General features: G+C 61.1%; 18 protein-coding genes. 13 read left to right on the top strand and 5 right to left on the bottom strand.

Features of this window, described 5'->3' with window-relative positions; translation table 11 throughout:
• The 3 genes from DK391_RS45110 to DK391_RS40525 form a co-directional block, all read left to right on the top strand.
• The coding region (locus DK391_RS45110) for a hypothetical protein (protein WP_204117524.1) at positions 1–205 on the top strand (205 nt) is incomplete at its 5' end.
• A gap of 83 nt (positions 206–288) precedes the next feature.
• Positions 289–1,158 carry a glycine betaine ABC transporter substrate-binding protein gene (locus DK391_RS40530; RefSeq protein WP_109483627.1) on the top strand — a complete coding sequence of 290 codons (870 nt, stop codon included), beginning with the start codon at positions 289–291 and terminating at the stop codon, positions 1,156–1,158.
• A 148-nt stretch (positions 1,159–1,306) separates the two neighbouring features.
• A complete protein-coding gene (locus DK391_RS40525; RefSeq protein ID WP_109483626.1) occupies positions 1,307–2,962 on the top strand; it encodes an APC family permease in 1,656 nt (551 codons plus the stop codon).
• Positions 2,963–3,035: 73 nt separating this feature from the next.
• Here DK391_RS40525 and purU read toward each other — a convergent pair whose 3' ends face one another.
• Entirely contained in the window at positions 3,036–3,914 is an 879-nt protein-coding gene (gene purU / locus DK391_RS40520; protein ID WP_109483625.1) for a formyltetrahydrofolate deformylase, read from the bottom strand.
• Between the two features lie 156 nt (positions 3,915–4,070).
• A complete protein-coding gene (locus tag DK391_RS40515; RefSeq protein WP_109483624.1) occupies positions 4,071–4,997 on the bottom strand; it encodes a LysR family transcriptional regulator in 927 nt (308 codons plus the stop codon).
• Positions 4,998–5,146: 149 nt separating this feature from the next.
• Between DK391_RS40515 and betC the strand changes: the two genes are divergently transcribed.
• The 3 genes from betC to DK391_RS40500 all read left to right on the top strand — a co-directional run bounded on the left by betC (position 5,147) and on the right by DK391_RS40500 (position 9,077).
• Positions 5,147–6,688, top strand: a complete 1,542-nt coding sequence (gene betC, locus DK391_RS40510) for a choline-sulfatase (RefSeq protein WP_109483623.1) — start codon at positions 5,147–5,149, stop codon at positions 6,686–6,688.
• A gap of 85 nt (positions 6,689–6,773) precedes the next feature.
• Positions 6,774–7,697, top strand: a complete 924-nt coding sequence (locus tag DK391_RS40505; protein ID WP_239483089.1) for a choline ABC transporter substrate-binding protein — start codon at positions 6,774–6,776, stop codon at positions 7,695–7,697.
• Positions 7,698–7,934: 237 nt separating this feature from the next.
• Positions 7,935–9,077, top strand: a complete 1,143-nt coding sequence (locus DK391_RS40500) for a porin (protein WP_109483621.1) — start codon at positions 7,935–7,937, stop codon at positions 9,075–9,077.
• 53 nt (positions 9,078–9,130) lie between these two features.
• Here the strand turns inward: DK391_RS40500 and DK391_RS40495 are convergent, their stop codons facing one another.
• Positions 9,131–10,123, bottom strand: coding sequence for a GlxA family transcriptional regulator (locus DK391_RS40495; protein ID WP_109483620.1), 993 nt, complete (start codon positions 10,121–10,123; stop codon positions 9,131–9,133).
• A 24-nt stretch (positions 10,124–10,147) separates the two neighbouring features.
• Between DK391_RS40495 and DK391_RS44695 the strand changes: the two genes are divergently transcribed.
• From DK391_RS44695 to DK391_RS40470, 6 genes are all read left to right on the top strand, one after another.
• The gene (locus tag DK391_RS44695; RefSeq protein ID WP_162601047.1) at positions 10,148–10,336 is read left to right on the top strand and encodes a hypothetical protein; all 189 of its coding nucleotides are present in this window, start codon (positions 10,148–10,150) and stop codon (positions 10,334–10,336) included.
• Between the two features lie 96 nt (positions 10,337–10,432).
• Positions 10,433–11,377: a choline ABC transporter substrate-binding protein gene (locus tag DK391_RS40490; protein WP_204117525.1), complete on the top strand. Its 945-nt coding sequence runs from the start codon at positions 10,433–10,435 to the stop codon at positions 11,375–11,377.
• A 48-nt stretch (positions 11,378–11,425) separates the two neighbouring features.
• Positions 11,426–12,355 (top strand): 3-keto-5-aminohexanoate cleavage protein, encoded by a 930-nt coding sequence (locus DK391_RS40485; RefSeq protein ID WP_109483618.1) that lies wholly within the window; start codon positions 11,426–11,428, stop codon positions 12,353–12,355.
• 43 nt (positions 12,356–12,398) lie between these two features.
• Positions 12,399–13,364 carry an L-carnitine dehydrogenase gene (locus tag DK391_RS40480; protein ID WP_109483617.1) on the top strand — a complete coding sequence of 322 codons (966 nt, stop codon included), beginning with the start codon at positions 12,399–12,401 and terminating at the stop codon, positions 13,362–13,364.
• An 87-nt stretch (positions 13,365–13,451) separates the two neighbouring features.
• A complete protein-coding gene (locus DK391_RS40475; protein ID WP_109483628.1) occupies positions 13,452–13,943 on the top strand; it encodes a thioesterase family protein in 492 nt (163 codons plus the stop codon).
• Between the two features lie 53 nt (positions 13,944–13,996).
• On the top strand, positions 13,997–14,932 hold the full coding sequence (locus tag DK391_RS40470; protein ID WP_109483616.1) for an alpha/beta hydrolase: 936 nt from the start codon (positions 13,997–13,999) through the stop codon (positions 14,930–14,932).
• A gap of 70 nt (positions 14,933–15,002) precedes the next feature.
• Here DK391_RS40470 and DK391_RS40465 read toward each other — a convergent pair whose 3' ends face one another.
• On the bottom strand, positions 15,003–15,290 hold the full coding sequence (locus DK391_RS40465; RefSeq protein WP_012402610.1) for a DUF3331 domain-containing protein: 288 nt from the start codon (positions 15,288–15,290) through the stop codon (positions 15,003–15,005).
• Positions 15,291–15,656: 366 nt separating this feature from the next.
• Between DK391_RS40465 and DK391_RS40460 the strand changes: the two genes are divergently transcribed.
• Complete coding sequence (locus DK391_RS40460) at positions 15,657–16,742, top strand: AI-2E family transporter (RefSeq protein ID WP_109483615.1); 1,086 nt, start codon at positions 15,657–15,659, stop codon at positions 16,740–16,742.
• An 11-nt stretch (positions 16,743–16,753) separates the two neighbouring features.
• Here the strand turns inward: DK391_RS40460 and DK391_RS40455 are convergent, their stop codons facing one another.
• On the bottom strand, positions 16,754–17,857 hold the full coding sequence (locus DK391_RS40455) for an OpgC domain-containing protein (RefSeq protein WP_109483614.1): 1,104 nt from the start codon (positions 17,855–17,857) through the stop codon (positions 16,754–16,756).
• Between the last annotated feature and the right edge of the window lie 355 nt (positions 17,858–18,212).

Below are 18,212 nucleotides of genomic sequence, written 5' to 3'. Positions count from 1 at the left end.
CGCTTTCTTTTGCCTACTTTTCTTTGCGGCGGCAAAGAAAAGTAGGTGCTGCCCCGCACAGGGGCGACGCATGAAGTACAAACACCGAATCGCGGATGCCAGCGAAAGCAAAGGCAAAAACAAAGGCAAAAGCAAAAGCAAAAGCAAAAGCAGAACCAAACCGTCGGAAGACAAAAAAACCAACCCGTCGCAAACAGACAAGTAAACGTCGCAAACCCGACCACCTCATGCATTCTGGTTAGCGATTCTAAAGCCACACCGCGGCACGCGGCCACAAGGAGATCGACCATGAAGCACTTCAAAAAACTGATGTTATGCGGGGCGCTGCTCGCGGCAATGAGCGCAGTGGGAACGGGCACAGCGGCAGCGGATACGAAACCGACGATCAAGATCGGCTACGTCGAAGGCTGGGACGACAGCGTCGCCACCTCCAACGTCGCCGCACAGATCATCGAAAAGCGTCTCGGTTATCCAGTACAGCTGGTGCCGGTAGCAGCGGGCATCATGTGGCAAGGCGTCGCGCGCGGTGACCTCGACGCCACGCTGTCCGCCTGGCTGCCCGTCACGCACGGCGCGTACTGGGATCAGTTCAAAGGCAAGGTGCAAGACCTGGGCGCCAACTACACGGATGCCAAGATCGGCCTGATCGTGCCCGCCGATGTGCCGGAAAAGAGCATCGCCGATCTCGAAGCACATAAGGCCGACTTCGCTGGCCGCATCGTGGGTATCGATGCAGGTGCAGGCGTGATGAAGAAAACCTCCGACGCGATCAAGGCCTATAACCTCGACTATCAATTGATGCCGAGCTCGGGCAGTGCAATGACTGCGGAACTTGCGCGCTCGATGAATGCCAATAAACCTGTGATCGTCACAGGTTGGGTGCCGCACTGGATGTTTGCGAAGTGGAAACTGAAGTTCCTCGAAGACCCGAAGAAGGTGTACGGCGACTCCGAGCACGTGGATAGCGTCGTCAATCCGGGCCTCGATACCAAGGCACCTCAAGTGGTCGCGTTTCTGAAGAAGTTTCAATGGAAGCCGGGCGAAATCGACAGCGTCATGCTGGCGACAGAGAACGGCGCCAAGCCTGCAGATGCAGCCGGATCGTGGATCGCCGCTCACGGCGATCGCGTGAACAGCTGGGTCGGCGGAGCACAATGACCGTCCTTCTCTAACGCGTTCTGACGAACGTTGTTGTGGCCTTGCGGATGCGCTGCGCGCGTATCCGCATCGCCGATGTACCCGGTTATTCGTGTTCCAGCCAGCGCGCAGGCTCCCTGTTTGCAACTAGACAAAACGGAGACTCTGGATGGATCAGGCAAGACTGCGTTCACGCAGTGTCGAAGGCGCTACCGAGGGCGCCGCACATGAAGGCCATTCGCTGCAACGCGGCCTCACGTGGAAGGATGCATTCTGGGTGACGAGCGGCGTGCCAGGAGGCGTGCTGTTCACGATCGGCGGCGTCTCCGCGACCATCGGTCAACCTGCATGGGCCATATGGGTCGCCGCGATCCTGATGGGCCTGATTCAAAGCGCCACCTACGCTGAAATTTCAGGGCTGTTTCCACACAAGTCCGGCGGTGCGTCCGTCTATGGCGCCATGGCATGGGTGCGCTACAGCAAAACCATTGCGCCCGTTTCCGTGTGGTGCAACTGGCTTGCCTGGTCGCCGATGCTCGCGTTAGGCACCGGCCTCGCCGCCAATTACGCACTCTCCAGTCTCTATGCACCCGATGCCGCTATCAATACATGGCGCCTGACGCTGCTCGATCTCGGCTTCATCAAGCCGGGACTGTCTCTGCGCATCAACGCGACGTTCATCATCGCGGCCATCTTTCTGCTCATCACATTCAAGCTGCAGCATAGTGGTGCTTCGAAAGCGGCGAAGACGCAGCGCATTCTCGGTATCGCTTCGCTTGCGCCGCTGCTGATCGTCGGCATTGTGCCGTTCGTGACGGGCGATGTGCCTGCCGCGCATCTGTGGCCGCTGTTGCCGCTTGGGCACGATGCGCAGGGCAATGTGACAGCTGCGTCGTTTGGCTCGTGGAATGGCGCGGGCATCACGATGGCGTTCGGCGCGATGTTCATGGCGGGCTGGGCTGCGTACGGCTTCGAGACGGCCGTCTGCTACACGCGCGAATTCCGCAATCCACGCACGGATACCGTGAAGGCCATCTTCTGGTCCGGCATGGCGTGCCTGCTGATCATGACGCTGGTGCCGCTCGCGTTTCAGGGCGTACTAGGCACGAAGGGCATGCTCGATCCGAAGATCGCCGACGGCACGGGCGTTGCAGCCGCCATGGCGCATATGGTCGGCGGCGGCGCGATCGTGTTCGACGTGGTCGTCATCATGCTGATGCTGACCATCCTGCTGATCGTGATGACGTCGATGATGGGCTCGTCGCGCACGCTGTATCAGGCATCGGTCGACGGCTGGCTGCCGAAGTATCTGTCACACGTCAATGAACACGGCGCACCGACGCGCGCGATGTGGACCGATCTCGGCTTCAATCTGATCCTGCTGCTGATGTCGGACTACATGACAGTGCTGTCGATCTCGAACGTCTGCTACATGATCTTTGTGTTCCTGAATCTGCAATCGGGCTGGATTCACCGGCTCGATCGTGCGGACGCGGACCGGCCGTTCCGTTGCCCCGCATGGCTGCTCGCGGCGGGTGCATTGTGCGGCTATCTGGATCTCGCGTTCATCGGTGCAGGTGCGGACATGCAGGGCGTGGGCACGATGCGAAACGGCCTGATCGCGATGCTGCTGATCGTGCCCGTGTTCATGTTCCGCCACTACTGGCAGGACCGTGGACGCTTTCCTGCACGCATGCAACAGGATATGGAATGGCAGGGCGGGTTGCGGCCTGCGGGACTGCGTGGTTTGCTGCCGTACGGTGCGTTGCTGCTAGCCGTGTTTGTCGTGTGGTTCTCGCACTATCTGGCGAAACCGTTTCTCTGAGCGCTCGCGCGTGAAAGTGTGAATGTGTGAAAGTAAGCCGCCGCGTCTGCATTGCAACGCGGCGGCGCCTTTTTTAAAGCACGACAGTGCGGTCGCCGTTGATGAACACGCGTCGTTCCACGAAGGCTTTCACCGCGCGCGCCAGCGTGATGCATTCGACGTCGCGGCCTACGGCCAGCATGCGCTCCGGTCCATACGAATGATCGACGCGCTGCACTTCCTGTTCGATGATCGGGCCTTCGTCGAGATCGTCGGTCACGAAATGCGCCGTCGCGCCAATCAGCTTGACGCCGCGCGCATGCGCCTGATGATAGGGGCGCGCGCCCTTGAAGCCGGGCAGGAACGAATGATGGATGTTGATCGCGCGGCCCGAGATTTTGCGGCTCGTTTCATCGGAGAGGATCTGCATGTAGCGCGCGAGAATCATCAGTTCAGCACCACTCGAGTCAAACAGATCGAGAATCTGCGCTTCCTGCTGATGCTTCGTGTCAGCCGTGATCGGGAAGTGATGGAACGGCAGGCCATGCTGCGCAGCCAGCGGCGCAAAGTCGGGATGATTCGACGCAATGCCGACGATATCCATCTTCAGTTCGCCCATGCGCCAGCGGAACAGCAGATCGGCGAGGCAATGCTCGAGCTTCGACACCATGATCAGCACCTTGGGCCGCGTGTCGAGATCGTGCAACGCCCATGTCATGTCGAAGTCGGCGGCGATGGGGCGGAATTCGTGGCGCAACGCGTCGATCTGCAGCGGCGCGTGCGCGTCGTTCGTCACGCCGTGGAACACGCAGCGCACGAAAAAGCGCGTGCTGATGTCGTCGTCGAACACCGTCAGTTCGTCGATATAGCAGTGATGCCGATCGAGAAAGCCAACGACGGCGGCAACCTGGCCGGCGGCGCTCGGGCAGGAAAGAGTCAGCGCGAACTGCTGGGGACGGTCGGTGGCGGGCATGCGGATTCCTCTGTCATTCGATGTGGGAGTCCCGCGTGGCCGCGTCAGTCGTCGTGTGGCGCAGCGCAGCAACGCGCGGCAAGCGGGATGATCAAGTAAATCAGCCCAAATCGCGCGCGCATAGAACCGATGCGCCGTGCTCGTAGTATCGGAACGTCAGGCGTGCGCGGGCTCGTCGAGGTCGATCAGTTCGTTGAACAGCCAGCGCCGGAAGATGGGCACAGCGGCGGGCGCGGGGCGCGTGCGCGGGCAGACGAGGTAGTAGCCGCGCGCGGTGGGGACGGGCGCGTCCAGCAGGCGCACGAGCGGGCCGGCGGCGATCAGTTCGTCGGTCAACGGTGTCCAGCCGAGCGCGACGCCCTGGCCCATCAGCGCGGCCTGCACGACCAGTGAATAGCTGTTGAACATCATGCCCTGGCTGTCTTCCGGGGCGCTCAGGTCGTGCGCGGCGAACCACGTGTTCCAGGCGAGCCAGCGTTCGGGTTCGGTGGGTTGAACGTGCAGCAGGGGCAGAGTGGCGAGGCCGGCGGCCGCGGTGATGGCAGGATGCTGATCGCGGAATGCGGGCGAGCAGACGGGTGTGACGGCTTCAGCGAAAAGACGCGTGGACGTGCAGGGAGGCCAATGTCCGTCGCCGAATGCGATGGCGATGTCGGCATGATCGCGGTGCGGATCGTAACCGAGTTGCGAGGTGACGATTTTCACGTTGACGCCCGGCATCGAGGCCTTCAGGCGCGCGAGGCGCGGCATCAGCCAGTAGGTGGCGAAGCCGGCGTCGGTGAGGATGGTCAATGCGCCCGTGGCGCGGCGCGCGCGGATATCGGCGGTGGCTTCGCGGATCGTATCGAGGCCGCTGCGCACGGCTTCGTAGAGCAACGTACCTTCGGGCGTCAGCGACACGCCGCGATGGCCGCGCTCGAACAGCGGTGCGCCGAGGTCTTCTTCGAGTTGCACGATGCGCTGGCTCACGGCGGGCTGCGTCGAGCCGAGCTCGCGTGCGGCAGCCGTGAAGCTGGCAAGGCGCGCAGCCGATTCGAAGGCCGATAGCGTCTGCATGGGCGGAAGACGGTCTGGTGCCGGCATAACATCCCCTTATGGGCCGATAAGCGCACGCCGCCTTCACAACGGTTTAATGAGCGGCAATAGTGAAGTGCAGACGAAGTGCATGCGCGGCACTGGAACGAAAGACCGCGCTGCGAAGCGTAATCCTATGATTCTAATCCGCCCCGCTCATGAACCTTAATACAAAGCAGAATATCGTTATCTTGATGGCGGACCAGATGACGCCGTTCGCGCTGCGCGCGTATGGCAATCAGGTCTCGCTGACGCCGCGCATCGACGCGCTCGCCAGAGAAGGCGTGGTGTTCGATTCCGCGTATTGCGCCAGCCCGCTGTGCGCACCGTCGCGCTTTTCGATGATGGCAGGCAAACTGCCCGCGGCCATCGGCGCTTACGATAACGCCGCCGAATTGCCGGCGCAAACGCTGACCTTTGCGCATTACCTGCGCGCATCCGGCTATCGGACGATACTTTCCGGCAAGATGCATTTCTGCGGACCCGACCAGTTGCATGGGTTCGAAGAGCGCCTGACCACCGACATCTATCCCGCCGATTTCGGCTGGGTGCCGGACTGGGATCGCCCGGACGTGCGTCCTAGCTGGTATCACAACATGAGTTCCGTGCTCGATGCAGGTCCATGTGTGCGCACCAATCAACTCGATTTCGACGATGAGGTCACGTACACCACGCGTCAAAAGCTCTACGACATCGTGCGCGAGCGCGCGGCAGGCGGCGACGCGCGGCCTTTCTGTCTGGTTGCTTCCCTCACGCACCCGCATGATCCTTACGCGATTCCGCAGCAGTACTGGGATATGTACCGCGGCGAGGAGATCGACATGCCGCGCGTGACGCTGACGCGAGAAGAAAGCGATCCGCATTCGAAGCGTTTGCGCGATGTCTACGAAGCGGATCTCACACCGCCGACCGAGCAACAGATCCGCGACGCACGGCATGCCTATTACGGTGCGCTCTCCTACGTGGATGCGCAGTTCGGTGCCATTCTGGACACGCTGAAGGCAGCGGGACTTGCCGACGACACCATCGTGATCGTCACGTCGGACCATGGCGAAATGCTTGGCGAGCGCGGCCTCTGGTACAAGATGACGTGTTTCGAAGGCGGCGTGCGCGTGCCGCTGATCGTGCATGCGCCGAAGCAGTACCGCGCGCACCGTGTGGCGGCGTCTGTTTCGCATGTGGATCTGCTACCGACGCTCGTTGAAATGGCGACGGGTATGCGTCGCATGGAGTGGCCCGATGCAGTCGATGGACGCAGTCTCGTGCCGCATCTGCAAAGCGACGGCGGTCACGATGAGGCGATTGTCGAGTACTTTGCAGAAGGCGCCATTGCGCCGATGCTGATGATCCGGCGCGGCCAGTACAAGTTCATTCATACGCCCGTCGATCCCGATCAGCTTTACGATCTCGCAAGCGACCCGCAAGAGCGTGTGAATCTCGCGCAGGATTCCAACGTGGCCGCACTGGTCGAAGCGTTCCGCAATGAGATCGCGCAACGCTGGAACATTCCCGCACTGCACCAGGCGGTGCTCGCGAGCCAGCGCCGCCGCAAGTTTCATTTCGAAGCGACGACGCAAGGCGCTATCCGCTCATGGGACTGGCAGCCGTTCAACGATGCAAGCCAGCGCTATATGCGCAATCACATCGAACTCGATACGCTCGAAGCGATGGCGCGTTATCCACGTGTGACGACGCGCTAGACAACAGGTAAGCGGGAGAACATTTCAATTACAGGAGTCCACGATGAACATACGCTGGAGAAGTTCGCTTGCGAAAGTCGTCTTTATGCTGGCTGCATGCGCGACGGCTATGATGGGAACGTCTAATGCGGCAGAGCCGCAAAGCTGTACGCAGGTCCGCATGGCCGACCCCGGCTGGACCGATATCGACGCGACCAACGCAGTCACGGGTGTATTGCTGAAAGCACTGGGTTATCAGCAGAACGTGTCGAATCTGTCCGTGCCGATTACGTACCAGGGGATTAAAAAAGGGCAAATCGACGTGTTTCTCGGCAACTGGATGCCGGCACAAGGACCGCTCGTCAAGCCGTTTGTCGATGAACATTCGATCGACGTGCTACATGCAAACCTGACCAATGCGAAGTTCACGCTGGCCGTTCCTGATTATGTCGCGGCAGCAGGCGTGCACTCTTTCGCCGATCTTGTCAAACACGCCGATCAGTTCAACGGCAAGATCTATGGCATCGAGCCAGGCGCGCCCGCCAATCAGAACATCAAGAAGATGCTTGCGGATAAGGCATTCGGGCTGGGTGACTGGAAGATTGTCGAATCGAGTGAAACGGGTATGCTCACGCAAGTCGAGCGTGCGGTGCGCGACAAGCAATGGATCGTGTTCCTTGCGTGGGAACCGCATCTGATGAACACGAAGTTCCATTTGACCTATTTGTCGGGCGGCGACAGCTATTTCGGACCGAACTATGGTGGCGCGACAGTGAATACTGTTGTACGCCCAGGCTTTGCGGGGCAGTGCACCAATCTCGCCAGACTCTTCCAGCAGTTGACATTCAACGTCGATCTCGAGAACCAGATCATCACGAATGTGCTGCAAAACAAGGTGGATATCAATACGGCAGCGTCGAATGCACTAAAGGGTAATCCTGGTTTGTTAAATGACTGGCTCAAAGGCGTGACGACTACGAGTGGCGCAGACGGATTGCAGGCAGTGCAGGCGCAACTCGGAATTCATTGAAGCAGTACCTGGAAAGTTAAACGGCGCGCAGTTCTTTCGAGAACTGCGCGCTTTTCTTTTGCATACCGCATCGCTATTTTCCTTGCGTGTCGCTAACAGACCAAAGTGTGTCGTGTTTGGTCGAGTTGCCTGAAAAATGGATTTGTACTGTGCATTGATCGTCATGCGAAGTGCACAGGCCGCGTCGTCTTCTTCGCATCCTTTTCCCCCTCAAGTCAGGCAAGAGAGAACCACACAATGAAAAAGCTGAATGCCGCAGCACTGACAGGCGTCGCACTCGCGCTCGCCGGCGTTTCGAATGCGAGTCATGCACAAAGCAGCGTGACGCTGTATGGGGTTCTCGACGCGGGTATTACCTGGGTCAACAATACAGGCGGGTCGCATGTAGTGAAGTTCGATGACGGCATTTCATACGGCAATCGCTTTGGCATCAAAGGTACGGAAGATCTCGGCGGCGGCCTGCAAGCGGTGTTCGTGCTCGAAAACGGCTTTCACCTGGGCAATGGGCAACTGGGCTTCGGCAGCACGATGTTTGGACGCCAGGCCTATGTGGGCCTGAAGAACCAGTGGGGCACGCTGTCTTTCGGTAATCAGCTGGATATGACGGAAGAGATGGTGTACCTGTACAACGTCTCGGCGTGGGGAAGTGGCTATGCGATTCACCAGGGTGACTTCGACCGTTTCAACGGCGACCGCCTGCCTAATGCGGTGAAGTTCCTGTCGAATGAGTTTGCGGGCTTTATGTTTGGCGGCATGTACTCCTTTGGCAATGTTGCGGGCAATTTCCATCAGGACAGTGCGTGGAGTGTCGGCGCACACTATGCGAATGGTCCGTTCACCATGGGCGCAGCCTATACGCAGTTGAACGATCCGCACGGCATCTATGCATTCGATCCGTACGCCATGCTAGGCGTGCACACCTTCCTCGGTCAGCAAACGGTTACGGTCGATCCGGCGACGGGCGCGCGCACGGATCTCTTTTCAAGCAACGCGTTTCCCGTCGACAAGCAGGGCACGTTTGGCATCGGTTCGAGCTATGCGATCGGCAACGTGACGCTGATGGGCAACTTCACCTATACGACCATCAAGGGTCTCGGCGTCACCTCGCACATGAAGGTGGGCGAAGGCGGTGCGAGCTGGCAGGTTACGCCTGCATTCAGCCTGATTGGCGGCTACCAGTACACGAACTTCGAAGGGCACCACTGGAACCAGGGTTCGCTCGGCGCCCACTATCTGCTCTCCAAGCGTACCGATGTCTATATTTCAGGCGACTATCTGAAGGCATCGAGTGGCGTGGATGCCGTGATCGGCTATAGCTTCACGCCTTCCACCACGACGACGCAGTCCGATGTGCGTATCGGCATGCGCCATTCGTTCTGATCCTGTCGAGTGCTTTTGCTCTGCCTGATCCGCAATGGCTCAGGCAGAGCGACTCAAGGCAGTGCGGCTTCTCGTGTCTGAACGACAGTGCCGCCCGCGCCATGATGCAGCGGCGTCCGGTCGCTGCGTGGGCTCGTGCCGAAGCGCGCGCGATAGGTCCGCGAGAAATGCGACGGCGATTCGAAACCGCATGCCACGCAGATGGCCGTAATCGACATATCCGTTTGCCGTAACAACTCGCGCGCGCGATCGAGCCGCAATTGCAGATAGAAATGCGTTGGTGTGTCCTTGAGCGATGAGCAGAAAAGCCGCTCAAGCTGCCTGCGCGTGACGCCGATTTCCTGTGCGAGATCGGCGGGCGCCAGCGGTTCTTCCATGTTCTGTTCCATCACGCCGATCACCTGAATCAGCTTGCGGTTGTGTACGCCGTAACGCGCGGCAATTTCCATGCGCTGATGATCGGAACGCTGGCGGATGCGGCTGACAACGAACTGCTCAGAGATCGACGAAGCGAGCGCCGCGCCATGACTGCGCGAGATCAGATCGAGCATCATGTCGATCGATGCGGTGCCGCCCGCGCACGTAATGCGCCGCGCGCCGATTTCGAATAGCTCTTCGCTGGCGTCGACGGATGGATAGCGCTCGCGGAATGCGGAGACCGCCTCCCAGTGCAAGGTCACGCTATCCGTGTCGCGCAGCAGTCCTGCTTCCGCCAGAATGAATGCGCCTGTATCGATGCCGCCGAGCGTCGCTTGCTTGCGGTCTAGCCGTTTGAGCCAGTCGCCGAGTGCGCGGCTGTAGCACGCGAGCGGATCGAAGCCCGCGACGATGAACACCGTGCGCGCGTCATCGACATCGCCGCATGCCGCTTCTGCATTCATCGAAATACCGTTGCTCGCCGCCACGGGCGCGCCGTCCACGCTGAGGATATGCCAGCGGTACAGGTTCTCGCGAAAGCGGTTCGCCACGCGCAAAGGCTCAATGGCCGACATGAAGCCGATGGCGGAAAAGCCCGGCAGCAGCAGAAACGAAATATCTTCGGGCATCGCCAGATCTTCTCGGTGTCAGGGTTGACCGGATTCGTCGAATCCGGCGAGCGTAGCAAGCAGCATGCAATGCGGCAAGCCGACAAAATTCCGCACGCGATGGCGCAGCGCACCAATCATGGCGATGCATGGTGGTTTTCCCTCATGGTCGCTGGCAAGCAAGAAGGCGTCGCTGGCGGTCGATTTTGCCGGATTATGGATTTGTACCTTTGATGCACATCGAGTCTTTCCAGGTCGTCTCACCATTCGCCGCCCGTCAGCGGGCGTTCAAGAACATTACGAGCCGTATCGAAGGGGATCGTCATGAAGTTGATCATCAAAGCCGTTTCAGCCTGTCTTGCGGGCCTGCTGGCTTCGCTGTCGCTGCCCGCACTCGCTCAGGATCCGGCAAGCTGCCGCGCCGTTCATTTCGCCGATATCGGCTGGACCGACATTACGTCGACGACGGCGCTGGCATCGACGGTATTCGAAGGGCTTGGCTATCAGCCGGTGACGACGGTGGCGTCCGTGCCGATTTCGTTTGCCGGTTTGAAGAGCAAGCAGCTCGACGTCTCGCTTGGTTACTGGTGGCCCGTGCAGGAGAAGGCGATCACGCCGTTCGTGGAAGCGAAATCGATCAACGTGTTGCAGCCGCCGAATCTCACAGGCGCGAAGGCAACCTTCGCCGTGCCTGCCTATGAATACGACGCAGGCCTGAAGACGTTCGCCGATATCGCGAAGCATCGCGCGGAACTCGACGGGAAGATCTATGGCATCGAACCGGGCAGCAGCGCAAACGCCGCGATCCAGAAGATGATCGCGACGAATCAATTCGGACTCGGCGGTTTCAAGCTCATCGAATCGAGCGAAGCGGGCATGCTGGTGACGGTGGATCGCGCGGTGCGTGAGAAGAAATGGGTGGTCTTTCTCGGCTGGCAACCGCATCCGATGAACATTCAGATCGATATGAAATACCTGAGTGGCAGCGATGGCGTATTCGGTCCGAACGATGGCGAAGCACGCGTCTATACGTTGACGTCGCCTGATTTTCTGACGCGCTGCCCGAATGCAGGAAAGCTCGTGAGCAATCTGCGCTTTACGACGCAACTCGAGAACGTCGTGATGCAGTCGGTCATGAATAAGGAAAAGCCTACCGACGCTGCTAAAGCCTATTTGAAAAAGAACCCGCAAGTACTCGATGAATGGCTCGCGGGTGTGAAGACCTACGACGGCAAGGACGGTTTGCCGGCGGTCAAGGCGTATCTCGGTCTTTGATGTTTGATCGTTGATCTTTGAAATCCCACTATCGACAGGAAGTGCAGCATGAACCATGAAGTGATCGTGACCTGCGCCGTCACGGGTGCAGGCGATACCGTCGGCAAGCATCCCGCCATTCCCGTTACGCCGAAGCAGATCGCCGATGCCGCGATCGAAGCCGCGAGAGCAGGTGCAACCGTTGCGCACTGCCATGTGCGCGATCCGAAAACGGGCCGGGGCAGCCGCGATCCGAATCTGTACCGTGAAGTGGTCGATCGCATTCGCTCGGCGGATACCGACGTCATCATCAATCTGACGGCGGGCATGGGCGGCGATCTGGAAATCGGCCCAGGCGAAGACCCGATGCGTTTCGGCGCCGGTACGGATCTGGTGGGTGGCCTGACGCGGCTTGCGCATGTCGAAGAACTGCTGCCCGAGATCTGCACACTCGATTGCGGCACGCTCAATTTCGGCGACGGTGACTATATCTATGTGTCGACGCCCGCTCAATTGCGCGCAGGCGCAAAGCGCATTCAGGAACTCGGCGTCAAGCCTGAACTGGAGATCTTCGACACGGGCCATTTGTGGTTTGCCAATCAGTTGCTGAAAGAAGGACTGCTCGACGCGCCGCCGATGTTTCAGCTGTGCCTCGGCATTCCATGGGGCGCACCCGCCGACACCACGACCATGAAAGCGATGGTCGACAACCTGCCGGCAGGCGCGCAATGGGCGGGTTTCGGCATCGGCCGCATGCAGATGCCGATGGTCGCGCAAGCGATGCTGCTCGGCGGCCACGTACGTGTGGGACTCGAAGACAACATCTGGCTCGACCGTGGCGTGCCTGCCAGCAACGGGTCGCTCGTGACGCGCGCAATCGAGATCATCGAACGGCTGGGTGGCCGCGCGCTGACCCCCGCGGAAGGCCGCAAGAAGCTTGGCTTGCGCGCGCGGGGCGAACGGTTGCTCGAAAAGCGCGCCGTCGAGCAATTCGCTTAGCCATACACGTTTCGCTTGGAACAATCTCAGAGGATTATCGGCAATGGCAGTGATTACCGACATCAGGACATTTGCAGCAATCGGCGCAGGCGTGATCGGCAGTGGTTGGGTGGCGCGAGCGCTCGCGCATGGGCTCGACGTGATCGCGTGGGATCCCGCTCCCGGTGCTGAAAAGCAGTTGCGCGACAACGTCGCGAATGCATGGCCGGCGCTCGAACGTGTCGGGCTTGCGCCGGGCGCTTCGCAGGAACGCTTGCGCTTTGTGAAGACGATCGAAGCATGCGTCGCCGAAGCTGACTTCATTCAGGAAAGTGCGCCCGAGCGCGAAGAATTGAAGCTCGCGTTGCATGAGCAGATCAGCCGCGCCGCGAAGCCCGATGCGATCATCGCGTCGTCGACTTCGGGTTTGTTGCCTACTGACTTCTATGCGCGTGCATTGCATCCGCAGCGCTGCATCGTCGGGCATCCGTTCAATCCCGTGTATCTGTTGCCGCTGGTTGAAGTGTTGGGCGGAGAGCAAACCGCGCCTTCCACCATCGACGCAGCCATCGGCATCTATCGCGCGCTCAGCATGCGGCCGCTGCATGTTCGCAAGGAAGTGCCGGGCTTTATCGCCGACCGTCTGCTCGAAGCACTATGGCGCGAGGCACTGCATCTGGTCGATGAAGGCGTGGCGACGACGGGAGAAATCGACGATGCGATCCGTTTTGGCGCGGGGATTCGCTGGTCCTTCATGGGCACATTCCTGACCTATACGCTGGCGGGCGGCGATGCAGGCATGCGTCATTTCATGCAGCAATTCGGGCCGGCGCTGGAATTGCCGTGGACCAAGCTGATCGCGCCGAAGCTGACGGATCAGCTGATCGATCGCGTGGTGGACGGCACGTCCGAACAGGTCGGTGAGCGTTCGATCAAGCAGCTCGAGCGTTACCGCGACGAATGCATTACCAGCGTGCTGTCGGCGATTGCCGATACCAAGGCGCGTCATGGTTTGCGTGCCGACGAATAAGGTCGCGTAATATCTGTGCGTGCGCGGGACGTCGAGGCACTGTTCCGCGCGCGCAGCACCTCATTCGACGCGACGGAGACATTCGCCATGCCGCGATACGCGGAATTGCCTGCCTATCACGACGTCGTGCGCGCGGAGTGGGTCGATTACAACGGCCATCTGCGCGACGCGTTCTATATGCTGATTTTCAGCTTCGCCACCGATGCACTGATCGATCAGATCGGGCTGGACGACACCGTTCGGAAAGCGCGTGGCCGTTCGATCTATACGCTCGAAGCGCATATCAACTATCTGCACGAAATCAAGGAAGGCGCGCAGGTGCGCACCGAGATGCGCGTGCTTGCGCATGACGCCAAGCGCATGCACCTGTACCTCGAAATGTTCGCCGGCGATGGCGATGAACCCGTCGCAGCGGGCGAGCAGATGTTGATCCATATCGATACCAGCGGCCCGCGTTCGGCCGTATTCGACAGCGATGTCGAGGCGCGCGTGCGTGCGCTCGTCGAGGCACAAGCCGCGCTGCCTGCCGCGCAGTACGCGGGGCGTGTGATTGGATTGCCGGGGCGGACGCGCAAGTAGCGCCACTGGCGTGGGCGTGCATCGACGAACAATACAAGAACGGAGCACGCGGCATGCTTGAACCTGAGATGCTTGCCTTTATCGAACGCACGTCGCGGTTCTACGAGGGTGACCGTGGCGCCGCGACGCTCGCCGAACAGCGGGCGATGTATGCGCGCGCTGCGGCAGCGTTCACGCCGCCTTTGCCCGACGGTGTGACGACGCAAGACGCACGTTTGATATCGGCCGATGGCCACGCGTTCGCGATCAGGCTGTATGCACCCGCGGACCGCGCTCAATCGCGAGGCACGGTGCTGTTCTTCCACGGCGGCGGGTTCGTGCTCGGATCGCTGGACAGTCACGATCTGATCACCGCGCGCATCGCCGCCGATACGGGCCTGTGCGTCGTGGCAGTCGATTACCGGCTTGCGCCGGAGCATCCCGCGCCTGCCGCGCACGAAGATTGCCTCGCCGTCGCGCGGGCCGCGCTGGACGGCCGTTTGCCGTTTGGTCCGCTGCCGGGCACGTTGCAACTCGCGGGAGACAGCGCAGGCGGCACGCTCGCGGCGAGCGTTGCGCTGCGTCTGCGCGACGAGGGAACCGTGGACGTGAGCGGCGTCGCGCTGGTTTATCCGATGCTCGGCCTCGAACCGCAATTGCCGTCGCGCGACACGCATGCCGGCGCACCGATGCTCACGCTCGCCGATGTGCGCCGCTACGGCGCGCTCTACTGGGGCGGACACGAGCGCGATCACGCGTGGACCGTTCCGCTCGAAGCATCACGTTATGATGGATTGCCGCCCGTGCTCGCGATAGGCGTCGAACATGACCCGCTGTGCGACGACGCCCGCGTGTTTGCCGAACGCATCCTTGCGGCGGGCGGGCAGGCGCATGCGCCCGTTGGCACCGGCCTCGTGCACGGCGCGTGGCGCGCATTGGCGACCAGTCCGGGCGTGCAATGGATGCATCGCGAAGTGTGCCGCTTTCTGATTGCTCACGCGGCGAAGTAACGGACAGTCTTCGGGTTGGGCGTGTGTATCGTCGGGAAGCTGGGCAGTCGATTGTTGCCAGAAACGTCGGTTATGCGGCGAGCGCGTGTTCGAGCACTTCGGCCGCGATCATCGCGGAGGCGTTGGCCGGGGCGGGGCGTTCCGCTGGCTTGAAGACGGCGTCGCCGCGGCGAATCTTGCGGCGTGAAACGGCGCAAGTGCCGGATGTATGCGCAGAACGCCGGCGCCAGCGTTGCTCTCCATAATGGCAGCGGCCGGGTTCGACCCAGCGGATCACCAGGGTCGTGTCAGAGTGCTCGAGAATCTCGATGCGCAACCCGTTGGCGCCGATCAACGGTAAACAGTCCAGGGTCGTCATGGTCGGCTCCGTAGTTGTGGTGTGCCGAATGTAGACCCGCGCGCGCGTGAGAGCCATTGTGCCCGCGTAGAAACACTGTTCCCGATTCCGCAATAATCAGATGGCGACCCTATGCGCGGACGGTAAGAAAAGGTTTTGCGCCCCGTCATAGCGATTACACGCAAATATGCAACGAACTGTTGTATGAACGGCAGAAAAGGGCGCGATCAATTGTCGTGGTCTACGGGGATCGGCGGCATCCTTTAAGATGAACGGTTAGGCAGGCGGGAATCGCGCATGCTCAGCATTGCCGTCACCGTTTCTGTCTGCAACATCATTGCGATGCGCGAATGTTAAATGCGCATCGGGATTCATCTTTGAGGTCACATGAACCAGCGCCCCCCCGACGTTCCATCCGAAGCCGACCTGCCGAATCGCCGCAAGATGCAGCGAATCGCCGCTGTTGCGCTGTATACGGTGATGGTGGCGCTGGCAATCTGGGTGATCCGCGACTTCGTGCCGGCCATCGCGTGGGCCTGTGTGATCGCGATCGCGCTGTGGCCGGCGTTTCACCGCATCGAAGAGCACAGGCTGTTCAAGGGGCGCTCGACGCTGCTTGCCACTGTGCTGACGATCGCGATCGGTCTGCTGTTTCTGCTGCCTGTCGGGATCGGTATTGCGCAGGCAGCGGCCGAGGCGCACGACGTGATCGAATGGGCGCACAACGTCCAGGAGAACGGCATTCCGTTGCCGGATTTCGTGCAGCATCTGCCGTTTGGCGCGGGGCAGATCGCGAGCTGGTGGCAGGAGAACCTGACGCAGCCGCTACGCGATTCGCCGGCGATGAAGGGTTTGCACGGCGGCGCCGTGGTTACGTTCGGCCGGCATTTCGGCGCGCGCGCCGCGCATGCGCTGATGCTGTTCGGCTTTATGCTCGTGACGCTGTTCGTGATCTTTCAGGCGGGGCCGAAGCTGTCCGGCGAACTGATGAAGGGCGTGCGGCGAGCGTTCGGCTATGACGGCATGCACCTGGTCGAACGGATGGCGGCGGCTGTGCGTGGGACGGTGTCGGGGCTGGTGGTGGTCGGAATCGGCGAGGGCGCGCTGTTGCTGCTCGCCTATATGGTGACGGGCGTGCCGCACGCCGCGTTGCTCGCGTTCGTGACGGCGATCGCGGCGATGCTGCCGTTTTGCGCGCCTGTCGTGTTCTGCGGTGCGGCGCTGTGGCTGTTCATCACGCAAGGCGCGCTGGTGCCGGCGGTTGGACTGGCCGTGTTCGGCTTTGTCGTAGCGTTCGTCGCCGAGCATTTCGTGCGGCCCGTGCTGATTGGCAATTCCGCGCGCCTGCCGTTTCTGCTCGTGCTGTTCGGGATACTCGGCGGCGCGGAGACCTTCGGGCTGCTCGGGCTGTTCGTCGGCCCGGCGCTGATGACGGTGCTGATGGTGCTGTGGACCGAGTGGGTCGAGCGCTGAGCGGCTCCCGCTCAGGCCGGGCCTGATCCGCGCAGACGCAACGTCAGTGCGCGCGAGATCGGCGCGGACATCCTCGCGACGGCGAACAGCGAGCCGATCGCGACGGCATCGGCCAGGAGGCCGAGCGGCACGTTCAGATAGCCGTCGGTGGCCGTATAGAGCAGCGAGTCGACGACCAGCGAGATCACGGTACCGGCGACGAAACACAGCAGGCCTTTGCGCCCGACGAGGCCGATCCACGGCAAACGCTCAGCGATCGCCTTTGCCCAACCCATGCGCACCATATTCGCGACAATCCACGCGATCGCGAGGAAATTCACCGCGCGCAGCCACGACAGATTCTGCTTCATGCTGCTGTCAAGCGGCCCCACTTCCACGAACAGCTTGAAATACGCCGCGGCCGCGATGATGCCGCAGGCGAGCACGGTGACCAGCCAGCCGTAGCGGTGCGCGCTCGTGCGCTGATAGACGGGCTGTGTCTGCGCGATCACGCCGAGCACGAACATCAACTGCCACGCGAACGGGTTGAAGTCCCATTGCGCGTCTTCAGCGACGGGAAGATGCGGCAGCATCGACGGCGCAATCGCCCACACGGCAAGGCTGCCCGCCAGCAGCAGCCATGGCTTGCTGCGCGCGAGCGGCAGGATGGCGGGCACGGCAAACGCGAAGAACGCGTACATGGGCAGCACGGACGCCAGATACGGCTGACGGCGGAACAGCAGGATGTCGCGCAGCACCGCGGCGGGCGTGTCCATCATGTCGTCGAGATCGGTCGTGGCCATGTTGGGCGCGTCGATGCTGAACGCGCTCATCACCGCGCTGACCACCAGCATCAGGACGGCTGTGATCAGAAACGCCCTATATAACTCGAGCGAGCGCTTGAAGAAGCGGTTACGCGCGTCGGCTTCCGTGTGGCGCTTCGCGAGCGACGCGTAGGCCGTGGCCGTGGCGAATCCGCCGAGGAACACGAACACTTCAGCTGCGTCGCACAGCGCGTATGCGTGCAGCGTCGCGCGCGACAGGATGCTGCCGCCGATGTGGTCGACGACGATAAATAAAAGAACCAGCCCTCGGAAGAAGTCCAGCTCGATCAGACGGTTTTTGGATGTCTGCATGCGCAATTTTCTGGCAAAGCGCCTCCTTGGAACGGTGCGCGGGCAACGCGCAGCGCGGTTTCAGTGAGGCGGGAAACGGGGGATGCGGATTGCATCACGGCCTGCGCCGTATGCGGTCCTGCAGGCGTTTGCCTGATGGCCTTGTGGCGCGGTGTGTCGGCGGGTTTTGTGGGCTGATCGTGTCTGGAGACCAGCCGTGGAACCGCCACACGACCCCTTGTGGACCGACATTATCTCTCAGAGTTCCTCCTGGTTGTGTTTTTCTGGGAAAAATGGTTGGCGGTGAGGTGCTGTCGAGGGATTTTGGGATGAGGGGTGGCGAAAACGGTTCGGGTATTGGCGAGTGGGGGGGGGG

Origin of the sequence: Paraburkholderia sp. C35 (assembly GCF_003121405.1) — a bacterium.
Lineage (GTDB): Bacteria > Pseudomonadota > Gammaproteobacteria > Burkholderiales > Burkholderiaceae > Paraburkholderia.
This window is presented reverse-complemented; position numbering and strand designations above follow the sequence as displayed.

Coding starts and splice junctions, on each gene's coding strand:
- DK391_RS40525 (WP_109483626.1), top strand. CDS start 1,307: ATGGATCAGGCAAGACTGCGTTCACGCAGTGTCGAAGGCGCTACCGAG.
- DK391_RS40500 (WP_109483621.1), top strand. CDS start 7,935: ATGAAAAAGCTGAATGCCGCAGCACTGACAGGCGTCGCACTCGCGCTC.
- DK391_RS40515 (WP_109483624.1), bottom strand. CDS start 4,997: ATGCCGGCACCAGACCGTCTTCCGCCCATGCAGACGCTATCGGCCTTC.
- DK391_RS40485 (WP_109483618.1), top strand. CDS start 11,426: ATGAACCATGAAGTGATCGTGACCTGCGCCGTCACGGGTGCAGGCGAT.
- DK391_RS40465 (WP_012402610.1), bottom strand. CDS start 15,290: ATGACGACCCTGGACTGTTTACCGTTGATCGGCGCCAACGGGTTGCGC.
- DK391_RS40460 (WP_109483615.1), top strand. CDS start 15,657: ATGAACCAGCGCCCCCCCGACGTTCCATCCGAAGCCGACCTGCCGAAT.
- DK391_RS40530 (WP_109483627.1), top strand. CDS start 289: ATGAAGCACTTCAAAAAACTGATGTTATGCGGGGCGCTGCTCGCGGCA.
- DK391_RS40495 (WP_109483620.1), bottom strand. CDS start 10,123: ATGCCCGAAGATATTTCGTTTCTGCTGCTGCCGGGCTTTTCCGCCATC.
- DK391_RS40470 (WP_109483616.1), top strand. CDS start 13,997: ATGCTTGAACCTGAGATGCTTGCCTTTATCGAACGCACGTCGCGGTTC.
- purU (WP_109483625.1), bottom strand. CDS start 3,914: ATGCCCGCCACCGACCGTCCCCAGCAGTTCGCGCTGACTCTTTCCTGC.
- DK391_RS40455 (WP_109483614.1), bottom strand. CDS start 17,857: ATGCAGACATCCAAAAACCGTCTGATCGAGCTGGACTTCTTCCGAGGG.
- DK391_RS40505 (WP_239483089.1), top strand. CDS start 6,774: ATGCTGGCTGCATGCGCGACGGCTATGATGGGAACGTCTAATGCGGCA.
- DK391_RS40480 (WP_109483617.1), top strand. CDS start 12,399: ATGGCAGTGATTACCGACATCAGGACATTTGCAGCAATCGGCGCAGGC.
- betC (WP_109483623.1), top strand. CDS start 5,147: ATGAACCTTAATACAAAGCAGAATATCGTTATCTTGATGGCGGACCAG.
- DK391_RS40475 (WP_109483628.1), top strand. CDS start 13,452: ATGCCGCGATACGCGGAATTGCCTGCCTATCACGACGTCGTGCGCGCG.